The organism is Streptomyces sp. NPDC002588, assembly GCF_040295925.1.
In the GTDB taxonomy this organism is placed as follows: Bacteria; Actinomycetota; Actinomycetes; order Streptomycetales; family Streptomycetaceae; genus Streptomyces.
In genome coordinates this window covers 88,786-112,054 of record NZ_JBEOWF010000023.1, presented here as the reverse complement: position 1 = coordinate 112,054, position 23,269 = coordinate 88,786, and the positions used below count along the sequence as shown (strand labels likewise).

The window sequence follows — 23,269 nt, the reverse complement described above, 5'->3', positions numbered from 1 at the left end:
CCTCACCCTTGCGGATAAGTCATGTCCATGTAAAGCGTAACTCGTCGCCCCATGAGGGCTTTCATGGCGATACACAGCGAATTCGCGCGCGGTGATCGGCGCACCCCGACGAGCGGTCAGCTGTGCGCCGACTGTGGAGAGGTGACACGGCGGAAGAAGGTTCCCTCGCGTGAATGTGACGCGGCTCGCATCGAGAGCCCTCGGTATAGGGACGGCGCCGCCGCCCCTCCTGCCGATCGGGCGTGCCGGGGAACCCCGCCGCACCGTGGACCGTTGTGCCCGTATGAGCGAGTTGGTCCCCGGCGCCAATCTGCCCCTCCCGGGAGGCGCCCTGGCCGTCCGGGTGCCCGGCCCGTTCGACGTGTGCGCGCTCGTCACGGACGACAGCGGCAGGGTCGCCGGTGACGCCGACTTCGTGTTCTACAACCAGCCGACGGCACCCGGCGCCCGGCTGCGGGGCGACACGCTCACCCTGGAGCCGGGCCGGCTGCGGGCCGGCGCCACCCGGGTCACGGTGGTGGTCAGCGCCGCCCGGCCGGGCACCCCGCTGAGCCGCCTGCCCGCCCCCACCCTCCAGGTCACCGACCCGCGGGGCCGCACCCTGGCCCGGTTCGCCCCGCCGGCCCCACGCCAGGAGACCGTGCTGCTGCTCGCGGAGGTCTACCGGCGGGGCGCGGACTGGAAACTGCGGGCGATCGGCCAGGGGTACGCGGACGGACTGGCGGGCCTGGCCCGCGACTTCGGAGTGGACGTCGTCGACGACGGTACGGCGGCGGGGGCGGACAGGCCGACCACGCCGCCGTCCCACCCGGCCCCCGCCCCCGACGGTCTCCTCACCCTGGTCAACCCCGCCCGGGCCGCCGCCGGTTCCCCGCCCGTCTCCCTCGACGCCCGGCTGGCCGCGGCGGCCGGGGCGCACGCGGCCGTCATGGCGGCCGCCGGGCGGCTCGGCGCCGAGGGGCGGGACGGCGTCTCGCTGTACCAGCGCGTCACGGCAGCCGGATACGCCTACCTCACCGTGGGCGAGCTCCTGGTGTCCGGACCGCGCACGCCCGCCGAGTTCGCCGACCACTGTCTGCGCACCGACCGGGCCCGCCGCACCGTGGAGGACCGGGCGTTCACCCATGTCGCCGTGGGCCACGCCACGGACACCCGGGACGGCACCGTGTACTGGACGGCGCTGTGGGCGAGCCCGTTCACCACGGACGGCCTGGCCCGCACGACCGCCGAGGTCGTCGACCTCACCAACCGCGAGCGCGCGGGGGCGGGTCTGCGTCCCCTCGGCGTCGACCGGGCACTCACCACGGCCGCGCAGGCGCACTGTGCGGACATGGTGGCGCGCGCCTTCTACTCCCACACCTCGCCCGAGGGCACCCAGCCCTGGGACCGGGCGGCCGCCGCGGGTTCCACCAGGCGGACCATCGGCGAGAACATCGCCTGCGGCCAGCGCTCCGCCGCCGAGGTGGTGGAGGGCTGGATGAACAGCCCGGGCCACCGTGCCAACATCCTCAAGCCCGCCTTCACCCACATCGGCGTCGGCTACGCGGGCGGCGGCCCGTCGGGCACGTACTGGACGCAGCTGTTCGGCGCGTGACACCTGTCGGCCGCGCCGGGGCCCCTCCTCCCGCTCAGCGTCCCACCTCCACGTCCCACCTCCAAGTCCCACCTCCACGTCCCACCTCCCACCCCCCTCTTCCCGTCCCAGAAAGGTGACTGCCTTGATCGGCGTCTCGGACATCGAAGCCGCGGCCGAGCGGATCGCCGGACATGTCGTCCGCACCCCGACCGTGCCGAGCCCGGGCCTGTCCGCCCTGCTCGGTGTCCCCGTGACCGCGAAGCTGGAACTCCTCCAGCGCACCGGCTCGTTCAAGGTGCGCGGGGCGACGGCGAAACTGCTGTCGCTGGGCGGGGCCGAGCGGGCCGCCGGCGTGGCCGCGGTCAGCGGCGGCAACCACGGGATCGCCCTCGCGGTGATGGCCGCCGCGCTCGATGTGAAGGCCACGGTCGTGATGCCGCGTTCGGCTCCCGCCCGTGCCGTGGAGCTCGCACAGGCCGCCGGTGCCTCGGTGCGGCTGACCGACACCATGGCCGGCGCGTTCAGCCTGGTCCAGCGGTTGCGGGAGGAGGGGCTCACGCTGGTGCACCCGTTCGACGATCCGATGGTCGTCGCGGGGCAGGGCACGGTCGGCCTGGAGTTCGCCGACGACGCCGACGAGCTGACGGACGTGCTGGTCAGCGTCGGGGGCGGCGGTCTGATCGCGGGCGTCGCGGCGGCGCTGCGCGCCCGCCGTCCGGACGTACGGATCTGGGGTGTGGAGACCGAGGGCGCGCAGGCGATGTCCGAGGCGCTGGCGGCGGGCGGCCCCGTACCGGTGGAGCTGTCGTCGATCGTCTCCACGCTCAGCGCGCCCGCCGTCTCGCAGCTGACGTACGACCATGTGTCCGCCCTGGTCGGCGAGGTGCTGGTGGTACCCGACCGGGAGGCGGTGCGGGGCAGCCTGGAGCTGGCCGAACACGCCAAGCTGTGGACGGAACCGGCCGCCGGATGTCTGCTGCCGGCGGCCCGCCGGGTGGTGGAGCGGGTGGGCGGCGGCGCCCGCCTGGGGCTGGTGGTCTGCGGGGGCAACGCGACGACCGGGGACATGACGGCGTGGGCGCGGCGGTTCGGGCTGATCTGAGAAAGCGGAAATCCCGCGGGCGGCGCCGGGCCGAAAAGGGACGCGACCTGCGGGAGCGGTGCGGACTCGACCTTCGAGAGCACTTTCGACGGCGGCACCGGATGCCCGTCCGGGACCCTGTTTACCGCTGGTTACACGCCCGGACGGCCCCCCGTAATTCTTTTTGTCGCACATATGCTCGGCACCATTGAATGAAAGACAGGAATCCTGCCCGGGTCGCGGTCCATTTGAACAAACCCCCACTCGCCGGCCGTACTTCAGGGAAAGGAGAACTCCGGGGAACCGACGAAGGATGACCATGGTCAAGGCGCACGTCTCCACGCACGAGCTGGTCGCCGGAAGGTACCGGCTCCTCGACGTCGTCCACCGCGAGACCAACCGGGTCAGCTGGTACGGCGAAGACGTGCAGGGATCGCGGCCGTGCCTGGTCACCCGGATCGGACTGCCGCCCGGCCTGGGCGAGGAGGAGGCCCGCCAGGCCGCCGACCGTGTGGTGCGGATGTCGGAGACGATGGCCCTGCTGCTCCCCGGCCGGATCGCCGCCGTCGTCGGCGCGGTGGCCGAGGGCGGCTCACTGTGGACCGTCACCGAGTGGATCGACGGGCTGCCGCTCGGCCAGCTCATGGACCAGAAGGGTCCCTTCAGCCCGGCCAGGGCCGCCACCCTCGGACTGCAACTGCTCGACGTCCTCGAAGCCGCGCACAGCCAGGGCATCACCCACGGCGAGCTCAGCCCCGGCCAGTTGTTCGTACGGGCGCGCGGTCCGCTGGTCGTCACCGGCTTCGGGCTCGCGGGCGCGACCCTCGCCCCGAGGGTCGCGGCGCCCGCGTACGCCTCCCCCGAACAGGCCCGGGACGACCGGATCGGCCCGGCGGCCGACCTGTGGGCACTCGGGGCGATCCTCTACACGATGGTCGAGGGGCGGCCGCCGTACCGGGACCGGGACCGGCCGGAGAGCACCCTGCGCGGTGTCGACCGGCTGCCGCTGCGCACCCCGCTGCGGGCGGGGCCACTCACCACGACCGTGCAGGGGCTGCTGCGCAAGGACTCCCGCGAGCGGCTGACCCGGTCGGTGGTACGCCAGAGCCTCACCCGGGTGCTGGACGAGGACCCGCACGCCGTCATGCCGGCCCCCCGGCTGAAGCGGGCCTGCGCGGCGGCCCGGCACCTCGGGCCGCAGTGGAGCGGCCGGGCGATGGCCGCCGGGACGGCGCTGGCCGTGGTGACCGTGGCGGTCGCCACGCTCGCCGTGACCCACCAGTTGCCCGGCACCGACGACATCGCGGCCGGCGGTGCGCCGGCCCAGCCGTCGGCGCCCGCGACGTCCGCCGGGGAGGACTCCGGGGAGACCGCCGACAGAGCCACGCCGACGCCCAGCGAGCCCGTCACCACCGTCTCCGCCGAGCCCGCGCAGTCCACCACACCGTCGGCCGCCCCCTCCTCCCCCGCGGCCTCCGCCGACGCGCTCCCGACCGGTTACCGTGTCTACCGCGCGCCCGAGGGCTTCTCGGTGGCCCTGCCGAAGGGGTGGAAGCGGCTGGAGACGCGCAAGCAGGGCGACGTGGCGTACCGGGTCACCTTCGGCGCCGACGGCGATCCGCGCACCCTCGCGGTGACCTACAGCACGCAGGCCGGTCCGGACCCGGTGGCGGTCTGGCGCGACGACGTGGAGCCGAATCTGCGCGAGGAGGCCGGCTTCCGGCGGATCGGCGACATCGAGGCGACGACGTACCAGGGGTACAAGGCCGCCGACATGGAGTGGGTCATGGACTATGACGGAGGGCAGGTCCGCACCTTCGGCCGGGGCTTCCTGCTCGGCGGACAGCGCAGTTTCTCGCTGCGCTGGACGACGCCGTCCGCCGACTGGGACAAGGCGGCCAACAAGCAGGCCCTGACGACGATCCTGAAGACGTTCCGCCCGGACCCGGCCGCCTGAGCACGGCCTGCCTCCCGCCCCTGTTTCCGCCGCCGACCGACGGGGACCCGGCCCGTATGGTACGAATCGGATACACGATGATGACCGAGCAGGCAGGCCCGCGCGAGCTCGTCGGGCATGTGGTGCGCGCCGAGGAGGCGGGTTTTGACTTCTCGGTGACGTCGGACCACTACTTCCCGTGGCTGCGGTCCCAGGGCCACGCGCCGTACGCCTGGAGCGTGCTCGGCGCCGCAGCGCAGGCCACCTCGCGCCTTCCGCTGATGACGTACGTGACGTGTCCGACCTTCCGGTACCACCCCGCGGTGGTGGCGCAGAAGGCGGCGACGATGCAGCTGCTGTCAGAGGGGCGCTTCCGGCTGGGCCTGGGCTCAGGCGAGAACCTCAACGAGCATGTGGTGGGCGGCGGCTGGCCCTCGGTGGACGTACGGCACGAGATGCTCGAGGAGGCCGTGGAGATCATCCGCGCGCTGTTCGAGGGCGGGCACGTGACCCACCACGGCACGCACTACGACGTGGACTCGGCGCGGCTGTGGGACCTGCCCGACGAGCCGGCACCGATCGGGATCGCCGTGTCCGGCGAACGCAGTTGCGCCCTCGCGGGCCGGCTCGCCGACCTGGTGATCGCGACCGAGCCGAAGCCGGGTCTGCTGGAGGCGTTCGACCGGCACGGCGGGACGGGCAAACCTCGGGTGGGCCAGCTGCCCGTGTGCCACGACCCCGACCGGGACACGGCCGTGAAACGGGCGCACGCACAGTTCCGCTGGTTCGGCAGCGGCTGGAAGGTGAACTCCGAACTGCCGCACCCCGACTCCTTCGAGTCCGCGACCCAGTTCGTGACCCCCGACGACGTCGCCGCCTCGATCCCCTGCGGCGACGACCCGGACGACTTCGTGGAGGCCGTGCGGCCCTACGCGGAGGCCGGCTTCACCGAGATCGCCCTGGTGCAGATCGGCGGGGACACACAGCCGGCGTATCTGGACTGGTCGGAGAAGACACTGCTGCCCGCGCTGCGGGAGGCCTTCGGCTGAACCGGCGCCGTCCGGCAAACCCTTGCCAACGGGCCCATATAGGCTGCGGGTCTGTACGTCCGTACGCCCCGCAGCCTCCAGAGGAGACCTTCCGTGACCCTGGCGATCGACCCGATCGACCTGCCCGAGACGTCCGCCGAGGAGGGCCCCGCGCCCCTGTCCGACCTCGTGGCGCGCGACGCCCGGGAGTTCGGAGTCTACGCGCGCACCGGCGGGTGGGCGTTCGCGCTGATGGTGGCGCGCAGCGTCCGGCCGGGCGGGCAGGGCGCGGACGAGACGCCCAAGGTGTCGGCGAAGGAGTTCGCGGGACTGGCCGGCTGCTCGCCGGAGCGCGTGATGCGCTACTACAAGGCCTGGGACCGGGCCGCGGACGACGGCCTCGTCCCGCAATTCGAGGAGCTGGCACCCGGCCAGGAGGTCGAACTGCCGGACGGGGAGGTGTGGTTGACGTACTACGTCGCCCGCAACAGCGCCACCTCCGAGCGCGGCACGGCGATCGCCGAGGCGGCCGAGGCGGAGGGCATCCGGCCGACGAAGGCGCTGGAGGTGGCGGAGAACCCGACGGCCCTGCGCGCCGCGATCCTCGCCGACCCGTCCACCGCCCGCGCGGCCCGCGCCGCCCTCCTGGACCGCATCAAGGAGGACCCGGGGCTCCAGGCCGAGCTGGCCCGGGACGTCGTACGCACCGACGACCTGAAGAAGGCCGTGGCGAGCGAGAGCCGCTCGGCCGACCGCATCGGCTACGTCCGCCAGATCGCCGAGTCCGGCCAGGTGAAGACACCCGCCGGGCAGACCATCGACGCACCCGTCGAGCTGCGCCAGGAGGCGGAGCGGCATCTGTCGCTGATCGACGAGCTGGACGAGGGCGAGGACGCCGGCGAGTGGGCCAGCGAGGCCTACGACACGATGAAGAACCTCGTCGTGGAGACCGTGCAGGCCGACCCCGAGCTGCGCGTCCAGGAGCGGCGCACCAAGTTCTACAGCAGCCTGCAGCGGGCGACGAAGGTGTTCGAGGAGCTGACCTTCGACGACGCGCAGGAGTTCTACGAGGACGACATGGTGCAGCAGCTGGAGGAGCTCCAGCAGGCGATCGGTTCCTGCATCACGGCCCTGCGCGGGGCGCGCTCGAACCCGGCCGGGGCCTCGAACCCAGCCGGAGCTGAGTAGCCGTACTCATGCCGCCGCCCGGCGCCCGGCCCGACTATGGGTGCTCCCGAGAGGTTCATCGTTCAAGGAGCCAAGGAGCACCCGATGTCCGCTGTTCGTCCCGCACCGCGCAGGACTCTGCCCGCCGTGTGCGCCGGGGTGGTGGTCGCGGGTCTCGCCCTGTCGGCCTGGCACGCCTACGACCCCACCACCTGGCTGCTGGAGACGGTGTGGGCGCTGATCGGGCTGCCGGTGATCGTGGTGATGTGGCGGCGGTTCCCGCTGACCGGTCTGCTGTGCTGTCTGCTCGCCTTCCACGCTCTGGTCCTCGCGCTGGGCGGCCACTACACCTACGCCCGGGTGCCGCTCGGCGACTGGGCGCGGGACGTCCTCGGTCTCGACCGCAATCCGTACGACCGTTTCGGGCATCTCATGCAGGGTTTCGTGCCGGCGATCCTGGTACGTGAGCTGCTCAGCCGCACCTCCCCGCTGCGCGGCAGCCGCTGGCTGGCACCGCTGACGGTGTGCGCCTGCCTGGCGTTCAGCGCCCTGTTCGAGATGTTCGAGTGGGCGGCGGCGGTGATCGGCGGGCAGGCCGCGGACGCCTTCCTCGCGACGCAGGGCGACGTGTGGGACACCCAGTGGGACATGTTCTGCGCGCTCATCGGTGCCACGGTGTCGGTGCTGCTGCTCAGCAGGGCGCACGACCGTCAGCTCAACGCCGTCCTTCCGGCCGCGGCTTCCGCGGCGGCCGCCCCTCCGGCCGCGGCTTCTGCGACGGCGACTCGTACCGGCGACGGGTCCACGCCGGGATTCCGTACCAGCACAGCACGTACCACGTGAAGACACCCGCGACGAGCCAGGGCACATAGTCGTCATGGGTGGCCGCGCGCAGCACCAGCAGCAGTGCGGACGTCATGGTGGCGAGCAGCAGGACGAGGCCGACGAAGGTCAGCCGGGACGCCCACCGCACGGCCTGCGGCTTGACCCGCCGGCCGGAGACCAGGCGGTGCAGGGAGACGGGTCCGATGAGGGCGCCGGTGGCGCAGGCTCCCAGCACCACCGTCACGATGTAGATGTTCTTGTCGGTCTGCTGCAGGTCCAGGTAGCGCGGGGTGAAGACCACGGTGAGCAGGAAGCCGAAGAGGATCTGCACACCGGTCTGGGCGACGCGGACCTCCTGGATCAGCTCGCCCCACATGCGGTCAGCTCTCTCGTCCTCGGTCTCGTCACGCCCCCTGCGCCCCTCGGCCCCCGTCTCCGTGTCCGACACCTGTCCTCCCGGTTCGAGTGACTTCCGTACCTCTCACCGCGAGTACCCCATGGGCGGCGATCGTCCCCGGCCGCCGCCCCGGGTGGCCTACCAGCGGCTCTCGACCTGCTCCCTGATCCGCCGGTCGTAGAGGTCGCGGATCGCCGCGAGGGTCTCGGCGGACAGTTCCGGGAGCCGGGCGGCGGCCGCGTTGGCGCGGGCCTGCTCGGGCGAGCGGGCGCCGGGGATGACCGTGGTCACGCCGGGCTGCTGGATGATCCAGCGCAGGGCGAGCTGGGCCGGGGTGTACCCCTCGGGGGCGAGGGCGGCGAACTCGGCGGCGGCCTCGACGCCGGTGGCGTAGTCGACGCCGGAGAAGGTCTCGCCCTGGTCGAAGGCCTCGCCGTGCCGGTTGTAGGTGCGGTGGTCGTTCTCCGGGAAGACGGTGTCCTTGGTGTACTTCCCGGAGAGCAGTCCGGAGGCGAGCGGGACACGGGCGATGATGGCGACGCCGGCCTCGCGGGCCGCGGGGAGCACCTCGGCGAGGGGCTTCATGCGGAACGGGTTGAGGATGATCTGCACACTGGTCACGCCCGGGCGGGCGATCGCGGTGAGCGCCTCGGCGGCGGTCTCCACGCTGACGCCGTAGTGGGCGACGCGCTCCTCCTCGACGAGGGTGTCGAGCGCGTCGAACACCTCGTCGGAGGAGTAGACGGGGGTGGGCGGGCAGTGCAGCTGCACCAGGTCGACGCGGTCGACGCCGAGGTTGCGGCGGGAACGGTCGTTCCAGGCGCGGAAGTTGTCCAGCACGTAGTTCTCGGGGATCTGGTCGACCCGGCGGCCCATCTTGGTGGCGACCAGCACATGCAGGTCGGGGCGGCCGCCGAGGAAGGAGGCGATGGTCTGCTCGCTGCGACCGTCGCCGTAGACGTCCGCGGTGTCGAAGAAGGTCACCCCCGACTCGGCCGCCGCCTCCAGAACCGCCAGGGCCTCCTTGTCGTCGACGTCCCCCCAGTCGGCTCCCAACTGCCAGGTGCCGAGGCCGACGACGGACGCGTGCTGACCGGACCCACCGAATTCGCGCTCTTCCATGGCGTCAGTCTGTCACCCGCCGCGACCTGGCGCGGAACCGACGGCTCCGGCCGGCCGGAGTCGAGGACCCGCCATGGCTTCCCGCGCTCCGCGACCGCCCCGCGGCCGCCGTCCCCGGGGCTGTCCGGCTCTTCCGTCAGGGCGTCAGATGGGCCTGGACCGTGGGGCCGTACCGGTCCACGACGTCCTCGACGGGCGCCGCGCGTACGTCCGGGCTGCGGGCGATACCGAACATCACGCCGAGGCCGAGGACGGTGGCGAGGGCGAGTTCGGCGCGCAGACCGGCGTCGGAGCCGGTGAGGCGGGCGGTGAGACGTTCGATGACCTGGGCGCGGAAGTTGCCGCGCAGGACGTCGCCGCGGTCGCCGTGCAGGGGCGCGAAGACGATGCGCAGCACGGGGTCGGCGCCGCGTTCGCGCTGGCTGACCAGGACGTGGCGGACCATGTGACGGCCCAGGTCCGCCAGCGGGGCGGCCAGCAGCGCCTCGGCGTCCTCCTCGAAGGACATCACACGGGCGAAGAGGGCGTCCTTGTTGCCGAAGTACTTCAGGACCAGGGGCGCGCTCACTCCGGCACGCTCCGCGACGGCCTTGAGGGTGATGTCGGCCTGGGCGTGGCGGGCGAGGAGGTGGCGGGCGGCGCGCAGGATGGCGGCCTTGGTCGCCTCCGCGTCCCGTCGCGCGGGCGCCGCAGGGGTGGGGCCGGTGGATGCCGGGGAGGTGCCGTGTGGGGGGCTCACGGTACTCATGCTCCCTCCATGGCCTCGTCGTTGAGGGCCGGAGTGCGCTTGCGGGGGCTCGGGGTGGCCGCGGGCTCCTGGTCGCCGGGGATGGTCAGGGCCACCGCGCAGGCCGCGAGGGCGATCGCGCCCGCCATGGCGAAGGCCAGCAGGTAGCCGTGCAGGGTCGGCACCGGGAGGCCCCCGACGAGGCTGGTGTGGTGGACGAGGACCGCGGCGACGGCGGCGCTGGAGACGGCCTGTCCGATGGTGCGCATCAGGACGTTCACGCCGTTCGCGGAGGCCGTCTGACCGGCGGGGACGGCGCGCAGGATCAGCGCCGGCAGCGCGGAGTAGGCGAGCGTGGTGCCGGTGGCCACGACCGTCGCCCCCAGTATGATCATCCACAGGTCGCGGCTGTCGGCGATGCGTACGGCGTACCCGGAGGCGATGACGGCGGCGCCGAGGGCGAGGGTGACGCGTGGGCCGCGGGCGGCGGAGATCCGGGCGGACAGCGGTGAGAGCAGCAGCATGGTGACACCGCCGGGCAGCAGGCACAGGCCCGTCTGGACGATGGAGAGCCCGAGCCCGTAGCCGGTGGCCTCGGGCGCCTGCACCAGTTGGGCGGTGACGAGCGAGTTGGCGTAGAACGCGAAGCCGGTGAGCAGCGCGGCCACGTGGGAGAGGCCGACGCGCGGCCTGGACACCAGGCGCAGGTCCACCAGGGGCCGCGCGGCCCGGAGTTGCTGCCACCACCACAGGCCGAGGACGACCGCGGCGGCCAGGAACAGGCCCACGACCCGGGGACTGCCCCAGCCCCACTGGCCGCCCTGCGACACGGCGAGCAGCAGGGAGACCAGCCCGGCGGCGAGTCCCAGCGCGCCGGCCACGTCGAACCGGCCGGGCTCGCGCACCGGGGACTCCGGCACCGCCCAGCGGATCAGCGCGACACCTGTCGCGCCCAGCGCGGCGGTCACCCAGAACATCGTGTGCCAGTCGGCGTACTGGACGACCATGGCCGCCGCGGGCAGGCCCAGGGCGGCGCCGATGCCGACGGTGGAGCTCATCAGCGCTACCGCGGAGCCGCGCCGCTCCGGGGGCAGTTCGTCGCGCAGGATGCTGATGGACAGCGGCACGACGGAGTAGGCGGCGCCCTGGAGGGCGCGGGCCGCGATCAGCACGCCGATGTCGGAGGTCAGCGCGCAGATCACCGAGCCGACGGCCATCAGGGTGAACGAGAGGAGCAGGACCCGCCGCTTGCCGTACATGTCACCGGCGCGGCCGAGGACCGGGGTGAGGACGGCACCGGAGAGCAGTGAGGCGGTCACCATCCAGGAGACCGCGGCGGGCGAGGCGCCGGTCAGACGGGGCAGGTCGGGCAGCAGCGGGACGACGACGGTCTGCATGACCGCCATGAGGATGCCGCAGTACGCCAGGACCGGGATGGTCAGCCGGGCCCTGAGGCCGGCGGGTTCCCTGGCCGGGGCGGGTATCGGAGCGGGCGACACCATGGGGACTCCAGCGGACCGGCGCGAAAGCGAAGAAAGGTGAATGGCGATTCACCGTAACAGTGAATTGCCATTCACCCAAGTGTTCGACGAGTCCCCGCCCTGGTCGCGGGGCGGTGCGGACCCCGAGAGCGGTCCTAGTCTCGCGACGTCAGGGCCCGGGTCTGGGCGTTTCGGGCGAGCCTCGGGCCGAGCCAGCGCTTGAAGCGGCGCAGGGCCTCCAGCTGCCCGGCCGCCCGGTCGAGCCGGTAGTACAGCTGGGGCGGGACGTACGGCAGCAGGGGCGAGTGGCGCTGGCCGAGGAGGGCGAACATCCGGTCCGGGGGGAGGTGGATGTAGCGGTTGAGGTTCTCGTACCACTGGGCGCTGTAGCGGGCGGCGCTCTGCGGGGAGAGCAGGGCGGTGCGGCGCCGGCGTTCGTAGCGGGCCAGGGCCCGCGGGAGGTCCTCGCTCTCCCGCAGCGCGTCGGCGAGGGCGAAGGCGTCCTCGAGGGCGAGGGTGGTGCCGGCGCCGATCGAGTAGTGGGTGGTGTGGGCGGCGTCGCCGAGGAGGACGAGGTTGCCGCGGTGCCAGGTGCGGTTGGTCAGGGTGCGGAAGGTCAGCCACGGGGAACTGTCGTCGTCGGCGGACCGGCCGATCAGGGGGTGGCCGTCGAGGATCCGCGCGAAGAGCTTCTCCAGCCGGGCCAGTCCGTCGGCCTCGCCGCCCGCGTCGAGGCCGAGCCCGGTGCGGGTCTCGGGGGCGCACTCGATGACGCAGGTGCTCCGTTCGGCGCTGAAGGGGTAGCCGTAGCACCAGATCCAGCCGTGCTCGGTCTCCACGAAGGCGAAGGTGAAGGAGTCGAAGACCTTGGTGGTGCCGAGCCAGACGTAGGTGTTGCGGCCGGGCGTGAGGCGCGCGCCGAAGTGGTCGGCGTGCCGGGTGCGCAGGGCGCTGTGGACACCGTCGGCCGCCACGACCAGGTCGGCGTCCGGCGGGTTCTCGGCGGTGATCTCGTGGTCGAACTCCAGGCGTACGCCGAGGGCCCGGGCGCGTTCGGCGAGGAGTTCCAGGAGCTTGTGCCGGCCGATGCCGTGGCCCTCGTCGCCCGGCTGACAGGTCGACAGGTCCCCTACGTGGGCGATGCCTTGACTCCAGCGGACGGAGTGTTCGTCGATCGCGTGGGCCGACTCGGGGTCGCGGGCGCGGAGTTCGTCGAGGAGCCCCTGCCAGTAGGTGACGCCCCAGCCGTAGGTCGAGCCCTCCGGGTTGCGCTCGTGGACGGTGACGTCGTGGGACGGGTCCTGCCGCTTGAGCAGGATGGAGAGATACAGGCCGGCGGGCCCGCCGCCGACACAGGCGACCTTCACGCACACCCCTAAGGAATGACCAGTCGTGTTTGATTGACGACGCAGGGTAACAGTCGGGGTGATCGCCGCCCGGCCCGGGAATCTTCCGGTTCCCGCCGCTTTTCCCAGGTGAACGACACCACCGGCGACTCGCCGCCACGCGAAAGATCACCCGAAACGGCGGCTCCAGGGAAAGGAATTGCCGCTTCCGGGTCGACCGCCGCGCCCGTCGGCAAGATCATCCGGACCTGCTCGACCACACGCGCACCACACCTTCGGCGCCTGAGGGGACGTCGGGCCCGAAGCGTTCAGGGCGCCCGGGACGTCTGATCAGGCTTCGGCCGTACGGCACTCCGGGTGGCCCCAGCCCTGGGCGTTCTTGGCGATCTGCTCGCCGGCCGCGTAACCGCGCCCGCACACACAGCGGCCGGGGAACTTGGCCTTGAGCGTGCGCGAGGACGAACCGCCGCTCTTGCGGGGCGACTTGGACCCGGAGGACCGTCCCGGCTTCGGCTTCGGGGTGTCCGGGGAGGGCGGCGGTTCCGGGGAGCCCTGCTCGCTGCCCGCCGCCTGCTGGACGATCGCGGCCTGGCTGGCGGCTCGGTCGGCGAAGTCGTTGAGCGGGTCGCCGTCGACCTGGTGGGCGGGGACGTAGCGGAAGTCGACCGACCGGCCGTCGAGCAGTTGGTCGATGCGGACGACCAGTTCCTGGTTGGCGACCGGCTTGCCGGCCGCGGTCTTCCAGCCGTTGCGCTTCCAGCCGGGCAGCCAGGTGGTGACGGCCTTCATGGCGTACTGCGAATCCATCCGGACCTCGAGCGGCACGGCCGGGTCGGTCGAGGCCAGCAGGCGTTCCAGCGCGGTGAGTTCGGCGACGTTGTTGGTGGTCCTGCCGAGCGGTCCCGCCTCCCAGCGCTCCGGCGCCTGAGCGGCGTCCGCGACCACCCATGCCCAGCCCGCCGGACCCGGGTTTCCCTTCGAAGCCCCGTCGCACGCGGCCACAACACGTTCACGCATGGGCACGATCATGCCATGGCCGCGCGAGGGCGTCGGTCACACGGCCACGGTCACACGGGCCTCGTCTTCGGCAGCTCGCCCTGGGTGGCCGAGATGTCGATCACCGAGAAGCTCGCGCCCTGCGGATCGCTGAGGGCCGCGAACCGGCCGTAGGGGCTGTCCATCGGCCCGAAGCGCAGGACCCCGCCGAGCTTGGTCGCCTTGGCGACGGCGTCGTCGCAGTCGTCCACGACGAAGTACAGGTTGACGTAACTGGGCACCTCGGGCGGGAAGTCCTCCGTCATCCGCATCCGGCCGAGGACGGTGGTGTCGCCGACGTCGAACATGCGGAAGTCGACGTTCTCGTCCTCGATCTGCTGGGCGGTGTACGGGAAGACGGCGCTGAAGAACCGGTCCGCCTTCTCGGGCTCGCGGGTGAAGACCTCGGCCCAGCCGTAGGCCCCCGGGACGGCCTGCACGTCGAAGCCCTCGTGGGTGCCGGCCTGCCAGACGCCGAAGACCGCGCCGCTGGGCTCGCGGGCCAGGCACATCGTGCCGAACTCGCCGACCTGCATCGGCTCCATCAGCACCTCGCCGCCGGCCGCCCGGATCTTGGCGGCCGTCGCCTCGGCGTTCGGCGAGGCGAGGTACAGGCACCACTGCGACTGGCCCTCCTGCCCCGGCATGGGCGGGACGACCGCGGCGACCGCCTTGCCGTCCACGTACGCCTGGGTGTAGTTGCCGTACTCCGACGACGCCTCGCCGAAGGTCCAGCCGAGGACATCACCGTAGAAGTTCTTGGCTCCCTCGACGTCGCTGAACATCGCGTCGGCCCAGCAAGGGGTTCCCTCTGGTTGTACGGCCATGGCGACGGCCCTTCCGGTGAGAAGACTCTGTCCGTTTCCTCACGCTAGCCACCCACCCGTCGCCGCGCGCGCCGAGCGCGTGTCTCCCGTCACGGACGGTCCCCAATCCCGTGATCACCGGCGCGCGGGAGCACACCGGTGAAGCAGTGGTGCACAGGGCTCATCCGCAGCCCCACCGGGCAGGTTCGCACCTCCCGGGTGCACGAACCCGCCCCTTTCACGCCGTACCCCTCCGTCACGCAGAGTGTTTGGCTGGTCCCCGCGGATCACCGAGCCGATCTTCACGACCCTTCCGCCCGGTTCCGCGTCAGTGCCGCGCACCTTCCTGGAGGGAATGTGTCCACACCGGACGGCTCCACCGGTTCCACCCTCGACGAACCCGCCCCCGACCCCACCGCCGACGGGCAGCTCACCAGCCTCAGCACCCGGGCGGCCCGCCAGCTCGCCACCACCCACAAGTCCGAGCCCCAGATGCAGGCGATCAGCTCGCGCTGGCTGCTGCGCATGCTGCCATGGGTGGACGTCAAGGGCGGAACGTACCGCGTCAACCGGCGACTGCAGCTGAAGGTCGGCCGGGGCCGGGTGCAGTTCGAGCACAACGGCGGGGACGACGTCCGGGTCATCCCGGAGACCCTCACCGAGCTGCCCGCGCTGCGCGGCTACTCCGACAACGGGACGCTGACGGAGCTGTCCTCGCGCTTCCGGCCCCGGGAGGTCCGGGCCGGCCAGGTGATCTTCGAGGCCGGTCAGCCGGTGACCGAGGCCTATCTCGTCGTGCACGGCCGGTTCACCCGCTTCACCACCGGCAAGTACGGCGACGAGGAGATCGTCGGGGTCGTCACCGGCGGCGACCAGCTCGGCGACGAGGCCGTCGGCCAGGACGACCCGCTGTGGCTCACCTCGGTGCGCGCGGAGACCTCGGGCGTCCTGCTGGCCCTCCCCTGGACCGTGCTGCGGGAGTTCGTGGGCCGGGTGCCGTCGCTCGCGGCGCACCTGGAGGCGTACGCCGAGCGGCAGCGGCGGCCGATGAACCGCAAGGGCGAGGCCGAACTGCCGATCCAGGCCGGCCATGTGGGCGAGCCGACCCTGGGCGCCGGCTTCGTCGACTACGAGCTCTCGCCGCGGGAGTACGAGTTGTCGCTCACCCAGGCCGTGCTGAAGGTGCACACCAGGGTCGCCGACCTCTACAACCACCCGATGAACCAGACCCAGCAGCAACTCCGGCTCACCGTCGAGGAGATCCGGGAGCGCCAGGAGTGGGAGCTGGTCAACAACCGGCAGTTCGGGCTGCTGCACAACATCGACCACGGACAGCGGGTGAGCACCTTCACCGGGCCGCCGACCCCCGACGACATGGACGAACTGCTGTCGATGCGGCGCAAGACCAAGCTGTTCCTCGCCCATCCGAAGGCGATCGCGGCCTTCTTCCGGCAGTGCAACCGGCGCGGACTGGTGCCGGGCACGGCGACCGTGGAGGGACACGAGATCCCGGCCTGGCGCGGGGTGCCCATCTTCCCCTGCAACAAGATCCCGGTCTCCGAGCAGCACACCAGCAGCATCATCGCGCTGCGCACCGGCGAGGCCGACCAGGGGGTCGTGGGCCTGTACCAGACGGGCATCCCGGAGGAGTTCCAGCCCGGCCTGAACGTACGGTTCATGGGGATCGACAGCAACTCGATCATCCGGTACCTGGTCACCGCCTACTACTCGATGGCACTGCTCGTCCCGGACGCGGCCGGAGTCCTGGAGAACGTCCAGCTCGGCCGGACCGCCGAGTGAGCACGGGGTACTCGCTGCCCGGCCCGCCCGGTCCCGCCGTGGCCCGGCGGACCCGGCGCACCGGGGCGATCCCCGGACTGCGCCACCGGGAGGTCGCCCCCGCCGACCCGGAGAAGGCCGCCGAGGTCGACCGCCGCCTCGAGGAGTGGGCCCGCGGTCTGGATCTGTTCCCGACGGCCTGGAACGGCGACTTCGCGGGGTTCCAGTTCGGCCGTGCCGTGGTGCTCCAGCATCCGGGCGCGGCCGACCTGGAGCGCCTCACGGTGGCCGGCAAGCTGCTGCTGGCGGAGAACATCGTCGACAACTGCTACTGCGAGGAGGACGAGGACAAGGGGGGTTCGCGCAGCGGACTGGGCGGCCGGCTGATCATCGCCCAGTCGGCGCTGGACCCCTACCACGGCCCGCCCGACCTCCAGGAGGAGTGGGCGCGCGGGGTGCAGGCCGACGGTCCGCTGCGCTCGTACCACTGGGCGCTGAAGGACTACGCGGCGCTCGCCACGCCCAGCCAGACCGACCGGTTCGTGCACGACATCGCCCGGCTGCACCTGGGCTACCTCGGCGAGGCGGCCTGGGGGGAGACGCGGTACGTGCCGCGGATCTGGGAGTACCTGACGATGCGGCAGTTCAACAACTTCCGTCCGTGTCTGTCGATCGTCGACGCGATCGACGGCTACGAACTGCCCGGGCAGCTCTACGCCCGCCCGGAGATCCAGCGGGTCACCGCGCTCGCCTGCAACGCCACCACGATCGTCAACGACCTGTACTCCTTCACCAAGGAACTGGCGGCCGACCCCACCCATCTCAACCTGCCGCAGGTCGTCGCGGCCAACGACGGGCAGGGGCTGAAGGCCGCCTACCTGAAGTCGGTCGAGATCCACAACCGGATCATGGCGGTGTTCGAGGAGGAGTCGTCCGTGCTCGCCGCGACCTCGCCGCTCGTCGAGCGCTACCTCCAAGGGCTGTCGGACTGGGTGGCCGGCAACCACGAGTGGCACGCCACCAACACCCACCGCTACCACCTACCGAACTACTGGTGACCAGCGCTTTCCTGACAGCACGTCACGTCTCGCACGTCTCGCACGTACCGCACCACGAGGAGCCACCGTTGACCCTGACCCCCGACGCCTTCACCGCGACCGTGTCGCTGCCGACCCAGTCGACCTACCAGAACCGTGTCGCGGACTACTGGAACGCCGAGGCGAACCCGGTCAACCTCGAACTCGGCCGGATCGACGACCTCTACCACCATCACTACGGTGTCGGTGACGCCGACTGGTCCGTCCTGGACGAACCCGATCGCGGCCTGCGCAAGGAGCGGATCACCGCCGAACTGCACCGGCTGGAGCACGCACAGGCCGAACTGCTCGCCGCCCGCCTCGGCCCGCTCACCCCGTCCGACCGGGTCTTCGACGCCGGCTGCGGGCGCGGCGGCGGCAGCGTCACGGCCCATCTGCGCTACGGCTGCCATGCGGACGGTGTGACCATCTCCGCCAAGCAGGCCGAGTTCGCGGGCGAGCAGGCGCGCAGGCGGGGCATCGACGACAAGGTGCGCTACCACCACCGCAACATGCTCGACACCGGTCTGGAGACGGGCGCGTACACGGCGTCGTGGAACAACGAGTCGACGATGTACGTCGAGTTGGACCTGTTGTTCGCCGAGCACGCCCGGCTGCTGCGCCGCGGCGGCCGGTACGTCGTCATCACCGGCTGCTACAACGACACCTACGGGCAGGCCTCTCGGGAGGTGTCGCTCATCAACGCCCACTACATCTGCGACATCCACCCGCGCTCGGCCTACTTCCGGGCGATGGCCCGCAACCGGCTCGTGCCGTTCCACGTCGAGGACCTCACCGCGACGGCCATCCCCTACTGGGAGCTGCGCAGGGAGGCCGACCACCTGGTCACGGGCATCGAGGACACCTTCCTGACCGCCTACAGGAACGGCAGTTTCCAGTATCTGCTGATCGCGGCCGACCGGGTCTGAATTCGTTGGACGGCGGGGCGGTCGATCGTCTGCAATGGGTCGCATGTGTGCCCGGAAGATGCGCCCGGACGAACTGGACGTCGACGCCCCGCTGGTGAGCCGGCTCGTCGCCGCGCAGTTCCCGCGCTGGGCGGGGCTGCCGGTGGAGCGGCTGGTGTCCTCCGGGACCGAGAACGCCATGTTCCGGCTGGGCACCGACAAGGTGGTGCGGCTGCCCCGTCATCCCGGGGCGGTGGAGAGCGTGGCGCACGAACAGCGGTGGCTGGCCCGGCTCGGCCCGAGTCTGCGCGTGCCGGCGCCGGTGCCGCTGGAACTCGGCGCGCCGGGCGCGGGCTTTCCGTGGGCGTGGTCCGTCTACCGCTGGCTCGACGGCCGTAATCCGGTCGCCGGAGCCGTCGAGCGGCCGGAGCGACTGGCCGCGGACCTGGGGGCGTTCGTGGCGGGGCTGCGCGCGGTCGACGTGCCGGGCGGGCCGCCGTGCCCCCGGGGGGTGCCGCTGGTCGAGCGGGACACGTTCACCCGCGACGCCATCGCTCGGCTGGCGGGACGGATCGACACCGACGCGGTCACCGCCCTGTGGGAGGAGGCGCTGCGGGTGCCGGGACGGACGGCGCCGCCGGTGTGGGCGCACGGCGACCTCTCTCCCGGGAACGTGCTGGTCGCGGACGGCGGGCTGGCCGCAGTGATCGACTTCGGCAGTGTGGGCGTGGGCGATCCGGCCGTCGACCTGATCGTGGCGTGGAACCTGCTGCCGGCGTCGGCCCGCGGCACGTTCCGGGAGGCGGTCGGCGCGGACGACGACGAGTGGGCACGCGGGCGGGGCTGGGCGCTGTCGATCTCGCTGATCCAGCTGCCGTACTACTGGGACACCAACCCGGCGCTGGCGGAGAACTCCCGGCATGTGATCAAGGAGATCCTGGCCGAAACCCGTTAGGGCCTGCCGTCTACTCGCCGTCGTAGGCCTTCTGCAGGGCGGCGATGTCGAGCTTGCCCATCTCGAGCATGGCCTTCATGGCGCGGGCGGCCTTCTCCTGCTCGGAGGAGGTGACCAGCTTCATGAGCGTGGTGGGGACGACCTGCCAGGACACGCCGTACTTGTCCTTGAGCCAGCCGCAGGGGCCGGGCTCGCCGCCGCCGTCGAGGAGCTTGCTCCAGTAGTAGTCGACCTCTTCCTGGTCGGCGCAGTGGATCTGGAAGGAGATCGCCTCGTTGAACCTGAACTCCGGGCCGCCGTTGAGTGCGACGAACTTCTGGCCGTTCGCCGTGAACTCCACGGTGAGCACGGTCCCCTCGGGGCCCGGGCCGGCCTCGGTGTACCGGCTGACGTCGCCGACGCTGGAGTTCTTGAAGATCGACACGTAGTGGTGCGCGGCTTCCTCGGCCTGGCCGTCGAACCAGAGACACGTGGTGAATCCGTCGGTGGTCATGTGTACCTCCTGGGCGTGGAACGCGGTCACCAGTGTCGACCGTCGTTCGCCCCGGAACTCATCGGTCGGGCCGCGCATTGCTCCGTCCGGGCGCTCTGCCCGTGGCGAATCTGCCCCGGGCAGAGAAACCGCCTGCGGGCGTCGTCCGAGGTCAAGAGTGGAGTCGACGGCATTTCCGCGATCCGCGAGGAGAACCGATGACTCCACTCACCCCGCTCGCTCCCCGGGCCGAGGAGGGCGACACCCCGCCCACCCGGTTCGACGACCATCTCGCGGCACAGCTGCTGGCCCAGCGCATCGTGCTCCTCGGCACCCAGGTGGACGAGGTCTCGGCGAACCGGGTCTGCGCGCAGCTGCTGGTCCTCTCGGCGGAGGACCCGCGTACCGACATCGCCCTGTACATCAACAGTCCGGGCGGTTCGGTGCACGCGGGGCTGGCCATCTACGACACGATGCGGCTGATCCCGAACGACGTCTCGACGCTCGCCATGGGATTCGCGGCCAGCATGGGTCAGTTCCTGCTCAGTGTGGGCGCGCCCGGCAAGCGGTTCGCGCTGCCGAACGCCCGGGTGATGATGCACCAGCCGTCGGCCGGGATCGGCGGCACCACGGCGGACATCGAGATCCAGGCGGAGAACCACGAGTTCACCAAGCGGACCATCGAGCGGATCACCGCCGAGCACACCGGCCAGACGCCGGAGACCATCTCCCGGGACGGCGACCGCGACCGCTGGTTCACGGCCGAGGAGGCCCTGGAGTACGGCATGGTGGACCGGGTCGTGGAGTCCCTCGCGGACGTCCGCCCGGCCGCCTCCAGGCGACGGATGGGGCTGTGACATGGGGAGCTACACGATTCCGAACGTCGTCGAGCGCACCCCGCAGGGCGAGCGGTCCTACGACGTGTTCAGCCGGCTGCTGTCGGAGCGGATCATCTTCCTCGGCACCGAGATCGACGACGGGGTGGCCAACGTCGTGATCGCGCAGCTCCTGCATCTGGAGTCGGCGGCCCCGGAGAGCGAGATCTCGATCTATCTCAACTCCCCCGGCGGCTCGTTCACCTCGCTCATGGCGATCTACGACACGATGACGTTCGTGCAGGCGCCGATCTCGACGTTCTGCGTCGGACAGGCGGCCTCCACGGCGGCCGTGCTGCTGGCGGGCGGGGATCCGGGCCGCCGGTTCGTGCTGGAGCACGCGCGTGTGCTGCTCGGCCAGCCGGCCAGCGGCGGCCGCCAGGGCACGGTCTCGGACCTGACGCTGCAGGCGAAGGAAATGGTCCGTATCCGCGCGCAGGTCGAGGAGGTGCTCGCCCGGCACACCCACCACGACCCCGTGACCCTGCGCGCGGACATGGACCGCGACAAGGTGTTCACCGCGCGGGAGGCGGTGGCGTACGGGCTGGCGGACGAGGTGCTGGGCCGGCGCCTGGTCTGAGTCCGGCGGTCGTCAGGCGGCCAGGCAGAGACCGTCGTGCGACGAGGTGGACGTCGTACGGCTGGGACGGCTCCGCACCGCGGTGACCCGTACGAGCTCGCCGTGGGCCCGGGTGAGCAGGTCGCCGAGGCTGAGGCCGAGGGCGTGGGCGGCGGCCGCGAGGACCTCCGAGGAGGCCTCCTTACGGCCTCGCTCCACCTCCGACAGATACGGCATGGAGATGCGTGCTTCGTCGGCCACGTCCTTCAGGGTGCGCTCCTGCGCCTGGCGCTCACGGCGCAGGACGTCTCCGACCAGGTCGCGCCAGAGGGGTTCCCTGGGTGCCGCTTCCCGCTCGGGGGCCGGGCGGGCGGCGGGCGGGCGCAGTGGGATCACTCGGGCTGTGTTGGGCGCTCGGTTGCTCACCGCTCCAGCCTAGGAGGCGGGGGCGCCACGGGAAGGGGCCGGCGTTCCGCCCTGGGCGGACGCCTGCCACTCCGACGGGTTTGCGCCACTCTCCGTATCCGGAACGCATGGCTCGCCGAAGTCCGGGTACCCGCCCCCGTGAGCGGGTCGGCCCATGGGCTCCCCGCTCACGGAACGAGAACAGAACATGTCGAACCGTGACTTTCGTGGGGAGAGGTAATGCACACCGCCGTGAGTGGGTCGGAGGCACAGGCCGTCGAGGACACCGCCGGGACCAGCACGGGTGGAGCATCGTTGCCGGGAGTCGCAGACCCGCGGAGCATTGCTCCGCGCGACGCACGGGAGCTGTCCCGCCAGTTCTTCCAACGGCTGACCGAACTCGAAGAGGGCACGCACGACTATCAGTACGCCCGCAACACGCTCATCGAGATGAACATGTCCCTCGTACGGTTCGCGGCCGGCCGCTTCCGGGGCCGCGGGGACGACATGGAGGACATCGTCCAGACCGGCATGATCGGCCTGATCAAGGCCATCGACCGGTTCGAGATCTCGCGCGAGGTGGAGTTCACGTCGTTCGCGCTGCCGTACATCGTCGGCGAGATCAAGCGTTTCTTCCGGGACACCACCTGGGCGGTGCACGTGCCGCGGCGGCTGCAGGAGCTGCGGGTGGAGCTGGCGAAGGCGCGCGACGAGCTCGCCAGCCGGCTGGACCGGGAGCCGACCGTGGCCGAGCTGGCCACGCTGATGAACCTCCCGGAGAAGGAGGTCGTCGAGGCGCAGATCGCGGCCAACGGCTACAACTCGAGCTCGCTCGACGCCGCGCTCACCGGCGACGGCCCGGAGCACGGCGAGGCGGTCCTCGCGGACTTCATCGGCGTCGAGGAGGACGGGCTGCGGCTCGTGGAGGACTTCCAGTCGCTCGCCCCGCTCATGGCCGAACTCAGCGAACGCGACCGGGAGATCCTGCATCTGCGGTTCGTGGAGGAGGCCACCCAGGCGGAGATCGGTGAGCGGCTCGGCTGCTCGCAGATGCATGTGTCCCGTCTGATCAAGCGGATCATCAGCCGACTGCGCGAGGGGATGCTGGGCGAGCTGGGCTGCGCCTGAGCGGAGCGGAACGAAGCGGCGGGGGTCACTCGCCGAGCGCCAGCCGGGCGCGCACCCGCTTGCCGACCGGCACCCGCTCGGCGGTGACCTCCGCCGCCACCGCGTGCACGATCTCCAGCCCGTGGTGGCCGATGCGCTCGGGGTCCTTCGGGAACCGCAGGGGCAGCGCGTCGCTGCTGTCGTAGACGCACACCGTGACGGCGGAGTCCGTGCCCTCCAGCTCGAGTATGTACGGGCCGTTGCTGTGCCGGTCCGCGTTGGTGACCAGTTCGCTGACGACGAGCATGACCTCGCCGCCCGTGCGCTCGTCGATGCGCGCGCACCACTCGGTCCTGAGCTGGTCGACGAAGTGCGCGGCGAAGCTGCGGGCCTCGGCGATGCATCCGGGTTCACCGGTGTAGTGCGCCGCCCGCCTCAGCGGTTCCACGGGTACGTCGAAACCAGTCGGTATCACTGCCCCGTCCAGGTGCTCGATCATGCGGTTCTCTCTGGGAAGCCGGACTGGCCGGACGCTTCTGCACCTGTGCTCGTACCCCGTGCCGCGCCGCGCAGTCCCCGTCCGGTGCATCCCGCGCGCGCGGAGGG

At 71.7% G+C, this 23,269-nt stretch carries 23 protein-coding genes and 1 pseudogene; 13 read left to right on the top strand and 11 right to left on the bottom strand.

Translation table 11 applies throughout. The features are described 5' to 3' along the window. Window positions 1-283: 283 nt before the first annotated feature. From ABT057_RS26095 to ABT057_RS26070, 6 genes and pseudogenes are all read left to right on the top strand, one after another. Window positions 284-1,594 (top strand): CAP domain-containing protein, encoded by a 1,311-nt coding sequence (locus ABT057_RS26095; protein ID WP_352346003.1) that lies wholly within the window; start codon window positions 284-286, stop codon window positions 1,592-1,594. 124 nt (window positions 1,595-1,718) lie between these two features. Next, complete coding sequence (locus ABT057_RS26090; RefSeq protein WP_352346002.1) at window positions 1,719-2,678, top strand: threonine/serine dehydratase family protein; 960 nt, start codon at window positions 1,719-1,721, stop codon at window positions 2,676-2,678. Between the two features lie 292 nt (window positions 2,679-2,970). Next, window positions 2,971-4,614 carry a serine/threonine protein kinase gene (locus tag ABT057_RS26085; RefSeq protein ID WP_352346001.1) on the top strand — a complete coding sequence of 548 codons (1,644 nt, stop codon included), beginning with the start codon at window positions 2,971-2,973 and terminating at the stop codon, window positions 4,612-4,614. 56 nt (window positions 4,615-4,670) lie between these two features. Continuing rightward, a complete protein-coding gene (locus tag ABT057_RS26080; protein ID WP_352346000.1) occupies window positions 4,671-5,642 on the top strand; it encodes an LLM class F420-dependent oxidoreductase in 972 nt (323 codons plus the stop codon). A gap of 93 nt (window positions 5,643-5,735) precedes the next feature. Then, window positions 5,736-6,809 carry a hypothetical protein gene (locus ABT057_RS26075; RefSeq protein WP_352345999.1) on the top strand — a complete coding sequence of 358 codons (1,074 nt, stop codon included), beginning with the start codon at window positions 5,736-5,738 and terminating at the stop codon, window positions 6,807-6,809. Window positions 6,810-6,845: 36 nt separating this feature from the next. Continuing rightward, window positions 6,846-7,439 (top strand): annotated as a pseudogene (locus ABT057_RS26070) (DUF2238 domain-containing protein); the annotation flags it as partial. 64 nt (window positions 7,440-7,503) lie between these two features. On the opposite strand, the gene ABT057_RS26065 reads toward ABT057_RS26070, so the two are convergent. From ABT057_RS26065 to ABT057_RS26030, 8 genes are all read right to left on the bottom strand, one after another. Then, entirely contained in the window at window positions 7,504-7,989 is a 486-nt protein-coding gene (locus ABT057_RS26065) for a DUF6328 family protein (protein ID WP_352346051.1), read from the bottom strand. Window positions 7,990-8,148: 159 nt separating this feature from the next. Continuing rightward, a complete protein-coding gene (locus tag ABT057_RS26060) occupies window positions 8,149-9,132 on the bottom strand; it encodes an aldo/keto reductase (protein ID WP_352345998.1) in 984 nt (327 codons plus the stop codon). Between the two features lie 136 nt (window positions 9,133-9,268). Then, window positions 9,269-9,880 carry a TetR/AcrR family transcriptional regulator gene (locus ABT057_RS26055; RefSeq protein WP_352345997.1) on the bottom strand — a complete coding sequence of 204 codons (612 nt, stop codon included), beginning with the start codon at window positions 9,878-9,880 and terminating at the stop codon, window positions 9,269-9,271. Further along, window positions 9,877-11,361: an MFS transporter gene (locus ABT057_RS26050; protein WP_352345996.1), complete on the bottom strand. Its 1,485-nt coding sequence runs from the start codon at window positions 11,359-11,361 to the stop codon at window positions 9,877-9,879. The genes ABT057_RS26055 and ABT057_RS26050 overlap by 4 nt, the downstream gene beginning before the upstream one ends. 134 nt (window positions 11,362-11,495) lie before the next feature. After that, window positions 11,496-12,713: an FAD-dependent monooxygenase gene (locus tag ABT057_RS26045; protein WP_352345995.1), complete on the bottom strand. Its 1,218-nt coding sequence runs from the start codon at window positions 12,711-12,713 to the stop codon at window positions 11,496-11,498. 2 nt (window positions 12,714-12,715) lie between these two features. Continuing rightward, on the bottom strand, window positions 12,716-12,946 hold the full coding sequence (locus ABT057_RS26040; protein ID WP_352345994.1) for a hypothetical protein: 231 nt from the start codon (window positions 12,944-12,946) through the stop codon (window positions 12,716-12,718). 70 nt (window positions 12,947-13,016) lie between these two features. Then, a complete protein-coding gene (locus tag ABT057_RS26035) occupies window positions 13,017-13,715 on the bottom strand; it encodes a ribonuclease H family protein (RefSeq protein WP_352345993.1) in 699 nt (232 codons plus the stop codon). A gap of 38 nt (window positions 13,716-13,753) precedes the next feature. After that, window positions 13,754-14,548, bottom strand: a complete 795-nt coding sequence (locus ABT057_RS26030) for a VOC family protein (protein WP_352345992.1) — start codon at window positions 14,546-14,548, stop codon at window positions 13,754-13,756. A 336-nt stretch (window positions 14,549-14,884) separates the two neighbouring features. Between ABT057_RS26030 and ABT057_RS26025 the strand changes: the two genes are divergently transcribed. The 4 genes from ABT057_RS26025 (at window position 14,885) to ABT057_RS26010 (ending at window position 19,245) form a co-directional block, all read left to right on the top strand. Beyond that, complete coding sequence (locus tag ABT057_RS26025; protein WP_352345991.1) at window positions 14,885-16,327, top strand: family 2B encapsulin nanocompartment shell protein; 1,443 nt, start codon at window positions 14,885-14,887, stop codon at window positions 16,325-16,327. Next, window positions 16,324-17,364, top strand: a complete 1,041-nt coding sequence (locus ABT057_RS26020; protein WP_352345990.1) for a family 2 encapsulin nanocompartment cargo protein terpene cyclase — start codon at window positions 16,324-16,326, stop codon at window positions 17,362-17,364. Before ABT057_RS26025 ends, ABT057_RS26020 begins: the two co-directional genes overlap by 4 nt. Window positions 17,365-17,432: 68 nt before the next feature. Then, the gene (locus ABT057_RS26015) at window positions 17,433-18,311 is read left to right on the top strand and encodes a geranyl diphosphate 2-C-methyltransferase (protein ID WP_352345989.1); all 879 of its coding nucleotides are present in this window, start codon (window positions 17,433-17,435) and stop codon (window positions 18,309-18,311) included. 43 nt (window positions 18,312-18,354) lie between these two features. After that, the gene (locus tag ABT057_RS26010; RefSeq protein WP_352345988.1) at window positions 18,355-19,245 is read left to right on the top strand and encodes an aminoglycoside phosphotransferase family protein; all 891 of its coding nucleotides are present in this window, start codon (window positions 18,355-18,357) and stop codon (window positions 19,243-19,245) included. A 10-nt stretch (window positions 19,246-19,255) separates the two neighbouring features. Here ABT057_RS26010 and ABT057_RS26005 read toward each other — a convergent pair whose 3' ends face one another. After that, a complete protein-coding gene (locus tag ABT057_RS26005; RefSeq protein WP_352345987.1) occupies window positions 19,256-19,738 on the bottom strand; it encodes a VOC family protein in 483 nt (160 codons plus the stop codon). Between the two features lie 197 nt (window positions 19,739-19,935). On the opposite strand from ABT057_RS26005, the gene ABT057_RS26000 reads away from it, so the two are divergent. After that, window positions 19,936-20,574: an ATP-dependent Clp protease proteolytic subunit gene (locus ABT057_RS26000; protein ID WP_352345986.1), complete on the top strand. Its 639-nt coding sequence runs from the start codon at window positions 19,936-19,938 to the stop codon at window positions 20,572-20,574. 1 nt (window position 20,575) lies between these two features. Further along, on the top strand, window positions 20,576-21,172 hold the full coding sequence (locus ABT057_RS25995) for a ClpP family protease (RefSeq protein ID WP_352345985.1): 597 nt from the start codon (window positions 20,576-20,578) through the stop codon (window positions 21,170-21,172). Window positions 21,173-21,184: 12 nt separating this feature from the next. Here the strand turns inward: ABT057_RS25995 and ABT057_RS25990 are convergent, their stop codons facing one another. Next, a complete protein-coding gene (locus ABT057_RS25990; RefSeq protein ID WP_352345984.1) occupies window positions 21,185-21,577 on the bottom strand; it encodes a helix-turn-helix domain-containing protein in 393 nt (130 codons plus the stop codon). A 219-nt stretch (window positions 21,578-21,796) separates the two neighbouring features. On the opposite strand from ABT057_RS25990, the gene ABT057_RS25985 reads away from it, so the two are divergent. Continuing rightward, complete coding sequence (locus ABT057_RS25985) at window positions 21,797-22,684, top strand: RNA polymerase sigma factor SigF (RefSeq protein ID WP_352345983.1); 888 nt, start codon at window positions 21,797-21,799, stop codon at window positions 22,682-22,684. Window positions 22,685-22,709: 25 nt separating this feature from the next. On the opposite strand, the gene ABT057_RS25980 is transcribed toward ABT057_RS25985, so the two are convergent. After that, complete coding sequence (locus tag ABT057_RS25980; RefSeq protein ID WP_352345982.1) at window positions 22,710-23,162, bottom strand: ATP-binding protein; 453 nt, start codon at window positions 23,160-23,162, stop codon at window positions 22,710-22,712. Window positions 23,163-23,269: the final 107 nt, after the last annotated feature.

What these genes read in the sequence shown, in the direction of transcription:
- ABT057_RS26095 (WP_352346003.1), top strand. Translation starts at nt 284, where the DNA reads ATGAGCGAGTTGGTCCCCGGCGCCAATCTGCCCCTCCCGGGAGGCGCC.
- ABT057_RS26085 (WP_352346001.1), top strand. Translation starts at nt 2,971, where the DNA reads ATGACCATGGTCAAGGCGCACGTCTCCACGCACGAGCTGGTCGCCGGA.
- ABT057_RS26080 (WP_352346000.1), top strand. Translation starts at nt 4,671, where the DNA reads ATGGTACGAATCGGATACACGATGATGACCGAGCAGGCAGGCCCGCGC.
- ABT057_RS26065 (WP_352346051.1), bottom strand. Translation starts at nt 7,989, where the DNA reads ATGTGGGGCGAGCTGATCCAGGAGGTCCGCGTCGCCCAGACCGGTGTG.
- ABT057_RS26060 (WP_352345998.1), bottom strand. Translation starts at nt 9,132, where the DNA reads ATGGAAGAGCGCGAATTCGGTGGGTCCGGTCAGCACGCGTCCGTCGTC.
- ABT057_RS26055 (WP_352345997.1), bottom strand. Translation starts at nt 9,880, where the DNA reads ATGAGTACCGTGAGCCCCCCACACGGCACCTCCCCGGCATCCACCGGC.
- ABT057_RS26050 (WP_352345996.1), bottom strand. Translation starts at nt 11,361, where the DNA reads ATGGTGTCGCCCGCTCCGATACCCGCCCCGGCCAGGGAACCCGCCGGC.
- ABT057_RS26035 (WP_352345993.1), bottom strand. Translation starts at nt 13,715, where the DNA reads ATGATCGTGCCCATGCGTGAACGTGTTGTGGCCGCGTGCGACGGGGCT.
- ABT057_RS26030 (WP_352345992.1), bottom strand. Translation starts at nt 14,548, where the DNA reads ATGGCCGTACAACCAGAGGGAACCCCTTGCTGGGCCGACGCGATGTTC.
- ABT057_RS26010 (WP_352345988.1), top strand. Translation starts at nt 18,355, where the DNA reads ATGTGTGCCCGGAAGATGCGCCCGGACGAACTGGACGTCGACGCCCCG.
- ABT057_RS26005 (WP_352345987.1), bottom strand. Translation starts at nt 19,738, where the DNA reads ATGACCACCGACGGATTCACCACGTGTCTCTGGTTCGACGGCCAGGCC.
- ABT057_RS26000 (WP_352345986.1), top strand. Translation starts at nt 19,936, where the DNA reads ATGACTCCACTCACCCCGCTCGCTCCCCGGGCCGAGGAGGGCGACACC.
- ABT057_RS25995 (WP_352345985.1), top strand. Translation starts at nt 20,576, where the DNA reads ATGGGGAGCTACACGATTCCGAACGTCGTCGAGCGCACCCCGCAGGGC.
- ABT057_RS25985 (WP_352345983.1), top strand. Translation starts at nt 21,797, where the DNA reads ATGCACACCGCCGTGAGTGGGTCGGAGGCACAGGCCGTCGAGGACACC.
- ABT057_RS25980 (WP_352345982.1), bottom strand. Translation starts at nt 23,162, where the DNA reads ATGATCGAGCACCTGGACGGGGCAGTGATACCGACTGGTTTCGACGTA.